Consider the following 4174-nt stretch of genomic DNA (forward strand, 5'->3'; position numbering starts at 1 on the left):
GCCCGGGATGGGCCGAAGACGCGAATGTTCGCGGCGCGGAGGTCGTCGGCAATGCCGGCAACCAGCGGCCCTTCCGGCCCGACCACGACGAGGTCGATGTTTTTCTCCGTGCAGAACCGGGCCACCGCCGCATGATCGGCAATGTCTAACGTCACCAGTTCGGCTTCGTGGCCGATGCCCGGGTTGCCGGGGGCCGCGTAAAGCTTCGTCAGCAGCGGCGAGGCCGCGATCTTCCAGGCCAGCGCATGCTCGCGGCCGCCGGAGCCGATCAACAAAACACGCATGCCCAGATCCCTTGCCATTCCATGATCAGGACTGCGCTATTGCGCCCCGGACGATGGGTCAAGACATTTGGAGAGTTTGAAGCGATTCCACACGGGAACGAGGCCTGCTTGATGCTTGACGGCGTTCGCCACTGCTGCCACTCCAACACTATGGAACCCATCCAATCGAAAGCTGCCCAGGGCCGCGTCGCCGATGCGCCGAGCGGCCACTGGGTCTACCGCATTCTGCCGCGCTGGCTGTGGCCCTATGCGCAGCTTGCCCGGTGGGACCGGCCGATCGGCTGGCAGTTGCTGCTGTGGCCGTGCTGGTGGTCGGCAGCCCTTGCCGCGAGTGCCTATTCACGCCCTACCGATACGCTGCTCTCGCTGTTGCCGCCACCTTTGTACCTGCTGCTGTTCCTGATTGGCGCTATCGCCATGCGCGGCGCCGGCTGCACCTATAACGATCTGGTCGATCAGGACATCGACAACCAGGTGCAACGTACGCGCTCACGGCCGCTGCCGGCGGGAAAGGTCACGCGCCGGCAGGCTTGGGCGTTTCTCGTTATTCAGGCACTGATTGGACTCGCTGTGCTTCTGCAGTTCAACGGCTTTGCCATCCTGCTCGGCATCTGCTCGCTCGCCGTAGTCGCCATCTACCCATTCATGAAGCGGTACACCAACTGGCCGCAACTGGTTCTCGGCCTTGCTTTTTCCTGGGGTGCGCTGATGGGATGGGCGGTCGAGTTCGGCGATCTCGACGGCCCGCCCGTCATGCTCTATGTCGGCTCGATCCTGTGGGTGATCGGCTATGATACGATCTATGCGCATCAGGACAAGGAGGACGACGCCATCGTCGGCGTGCGCTCGACCGCACGCCTGTTCGGCGACAACACCAAGACCTGGCTCGTCGGGCTTTATGGCGGGGCGCTGGTCTGCTTCGCCATCGCCTTCGCGTCGGCGCAGGCGCCCGTGCCGGCGCTGGCCGGACTGATCGCCGCCGGAGCGCATATGGCGCGGCAAATCGCAGTGCTGGACATCGACGATCCGGACCAGTGCATGCTCTTGTTCAGATCGAACAACCAGGTCGGCTGGCTGATTTTCCTTGGCCTGATCGGCGGCGCGCTGTGGGTGGCGTTGAAGCCGCTGGTGTAGCTATCCGCGCGAAATGATCTCCTGGCCGCCAATCACCAGCCTGAGGCCGAGATCGCCGGCCCTGCGACGGGCGAGGAAGCGCGGACGACGCGTGGTCGAAACCCGACCCTTGCGGCGGTTCTGCGCCGGCAATGTCTTGATGGCGGCGCCAAGCGATTCCTCCAGCGTGCGGGCGATGCCGTCTGATTCGATCAGAAGCATCGGCAGACGGTAGGCATCGGCCCAGGCACGCCAGTCGGCGGCGACATCCTCGAGATCGTCGGCCACTAGCAGCGGCACCGACAGCATCGGATCATTGTGCAGAAGCTCCAGCGTCACCGTGACATTGCCATCCGGATCCTCCATCGCGCGGGCGGCCACGCCACGAAACGCGTTGGCGGGCAGAGCGATGAACGCCGGCAGGCCGCTCATCTCCAGCATGCGGCGAATGACGGCGCCACGGTGGTCGATGGTGAAGGTAACGTCGCCATAATCGTCGCGCGTGGCGTAGCTCACCACCTGCGGCAGGCGGAATGGGTCGAGGCGCATGTTGCGCCCGGCCCAGACTGGCTTCAGTCCAGTGTTCATATTGTGCCTTTCCTGTCTCTCCTGAGAGCCGGTCTTCCGGTTCTCCGGGCCGGTTTTTCCAGCCTCGTTGTGGAGAAACATTAGGGCGGGCTTCTTATCGCAGCGCTTAAGAAAGTCGGTTAAATTTTGCTGATCTCGAGGGGATGGTTATCGGAATGCAACCATTCACAAGACGTCGAAAGGATCAGATAACCTTACCGGGATTCATGATGCCGGCCGGGTCGAAGGCCGCCTTCACCCTGCGCATCAAATCGATCGCCATCGGCGGCGCTGTCGCGATCAATTCATCCCGCTTCAGCTGGCCAATGCCGTGCTCGGCCGAGATCGAGCCGTGAAAGCTGCGCACGACATCGTGCACGGCCTTATTCATGGCGTGATAGAGCCCGAGAAACGCTTCGTCATCGCCGCCGACCGGCCGGGAGATATTGTAGTGGAGATTGCCGTCGCCCATATGGCCGAAACACACCTCGCGCGCACCGGGGCTGACCGATTGAACGGCGCCGGCCGCCTTTTCGATGAATTGCGGGATGGCCGCCACCGGCACAGAGATGTCGTGCTTGATCGAAGCGCCTTCGGGCTTCTGCGCCTCGGGCAGCACCTCGCGGAAATTCCAGAAAGCATCCCCCTGCGCGATGCTCGCCGCAATCACTGCATCGCCGACGATCCCCTGCTCGAGGCCGGCTGAGAGCACCTCCTCGATCAGGGCCCTCGCATCCTCCGCCGAGCGCCCCGACGAGATCTGCATCAGCACATACCACGGCCAATCCCCGGACAGCGGCCGCACGACGCCTGGCGCGTGCAGAAGCGTAAAATCGTAGGGTCTCTGGCCGATCAGTTCGAAAGCGGTGAGTGCAGCGCCGGCGCGATCCATCGCCAGGCTGAACAGGGACAGTGCCGCCTCCGGCGAGGACAGGCCGGCAAAGGCCACCTCGCGCCCCTTGGGCTTGGGGAAAAGCTTGAGCACGGCGGCGGTGATGACGCCGAGCGTGCCTTCAGCGCCGACAAACAAGTTCTTCAGATCGTAGCCGGTGTTGTCCTTCTTCAGCTTGCGCAGATCGTCGAACACCTCGCCGGTCGGCAGCACCACTTCGACGCCGAGGCAGAGCTCACGCGCATTGCCATAGGCAAGCACGCCGGTGCCGCCGGCATTGGAAGAGAGATTGCCGCCGATCTGGCAGGAGCCCTGCGCGGCAAGCGACAGCGGAAACAGCCGGTCGGCGGCGTCGGCCGCTTCCTGCAGCGTCTGCAGGATGACACCGGCCTCGACGGTGACGGTGTTGGAGAGGAGGTCGATCTCACGGATGCGGTTCAGCCGCGACAGCGACAGCACGATCTCGCGGCCGGACATATCCGGCACCTGCGCGCCAACCAGCCCGGTGTTGCCGCTTTGCGGCACGACCGGCGTTCCCGTCTCGGTCGCCAGCCGCATGATGCGGCTAACCTCGTCGACGCTGCCCGGCCTCAGCACCAGCGCCGTTCGGCCATGCCAAAGGCCGCGCCTTTCTATGAGATAAGGCGCGATATCCTGCTGGTCCCGAAGCGCGTATTTGTCGCCGACGATTGCCGCAAAGCGGTCAATGAGGGCGAGGTCGATATCCCGGGATATGTCGTTCATAGGTGGAAACTATGGTGCCCAATCGATCTTGTCACGAGGGGCGGCAGCGCGCGAAAGCCGGTCGTTGATCGCCTCGCCCAGCCCGTCGAACGGAATCGGCTCGACGGCGATTGTCTTGGCGCCGCTGCGATCGAGATCCTGCATGTGGGCAAAAAGGTTGGCCGCGGCTTCGCGCAGGTCGCCGGTCTCCGACAGGTTGCGCAAAGCGGCAGCACCTTGCCAGCCTTCGGCACGGCGGGGGCCGAACGCCAGCAAGGCTTCGCCCTTTGCGACTTTTGCGGCGTTGACCCGCACCGCAGCGCCCGGCGCGTAATGCGAGGCGAGCATGCCCGGCGCCTCGATACCTGTCGCACCGCGCGACAGCGTCGTGCCGGCGACCGCTTCAATTTCCTCAGCGGCAATGCCTCCCGGTCGCAGCAGCCGCAGCTTTCTGTCCTCGATCTTGACGATCGTCGATTCGAGCCCGACGGACGTTGCGCCGCCATCGACCACCAGCTTGATTTTTGCACCGAGATCCGCCGCCACTGCCTTGGCTGTCGTGGCGCTGATCTTGCCTGAGGAATTGGCGCTGGGC

At 64.1% G+C, this 4174-nt stretch carries 5 protein-coding genes; 1 reads left to right on the plus strand and 4 read right to left on the minus strand.

Annotated elements, in window-relative coordinates:
* The coding region (locus tag EOA86_RS24605) for a phosphoribosylamine--glycine ligase N-terminal domain-containing protein (RefSeq protein WP_281035691.1) at positions 1–284 on the minus strand (284 nt) is incomplete at its 3' end.
* Between the two features lie 150 nt (positions 285–434).
* Between EOA86_RS24605 and ubiA the strand changes: the two genes are divergently transcribed.
* Complete coding sequence (gene ubiA / locus EOA86_RS24610; protein ID WP_128344045.1) at positions 435–1418, plus strand: 4-hydroxybenzoate octaprenyltransferase; 984 nt, start codon at positions 435–437, stop codon at positions 1416–1418.
* Here the strand turns inward: ubiA and EOA86_RS24615 are convergent, their stop codons facing one another.
* The 3 genes from EOA86_RS24615 to EOA86_RS24625 all read right to left on the minus strand — a co-directional run.
* On the minus strand, positions 1419–1985 hold the full coding sequence (locus EOA86_RS24615; RefSeq protein ID WP_029355556.1) for a DUF6101 family protein: 567 nt from the start codon (positions 1983–1985) through the stop codon (positions 1419–1421).
* A gap of 184 nt (positions 1986–2169) precedes the next feature.
* On the minus strand, positions 2170–3600 hold the full coding sequence (locus EOA86_RS24620; protein ID WP_128344043.1) for an FAD-binding oxidoreductase: 1431 nt from the start codon (positions 3598–3600) through the stop codon (positions 2170–2172).
* 9 nt (positions 3601–3609) lie between these two features.
* A partial coding sequence (locus EOA86_RS24625) for a Sua5 family C-terminal domain-containing protein (protein ID WP_206630121.1) occupies positions 3610–4174 on the minus strand: 565 nt, incomplete at its 5' end.

The organism is Mesorhizobium sp. M5C.F.Ca.IN.020.32.2.1 (genome assembly GCF_004023105.1).
Classification (GTDB): domain Bacteria; phylum Pseudomonadota; class Alphaproteobacteria; order Rhizobiales; family Rhizobiaceae; genus Mesorhizobium; species Mesorhizobium wenxiniae.

Coding starts and splice junctions, on each gene's coding strand:
- ubiA (WP_128344045.1), top strand. CDS start 435: ATGGAACCCATCCAATCGAAAGCTGCCCAGGGCCGCGTCGCCGATGCG.
- EOA86_RS24615 (WP_029355556.1), bottom strand. CDS start 1,985: ATGAACACTGGACTGAAGCCAGTCTGGGCCGGGCGCAACATGCGCCTC.
- EOA86_RS24620 (WP_128344043.1), bottom strand. CDS start 3,600: ATGAACGACATATCCCGGGATATCGACCTCGCCCTCATTGACCGCTTT.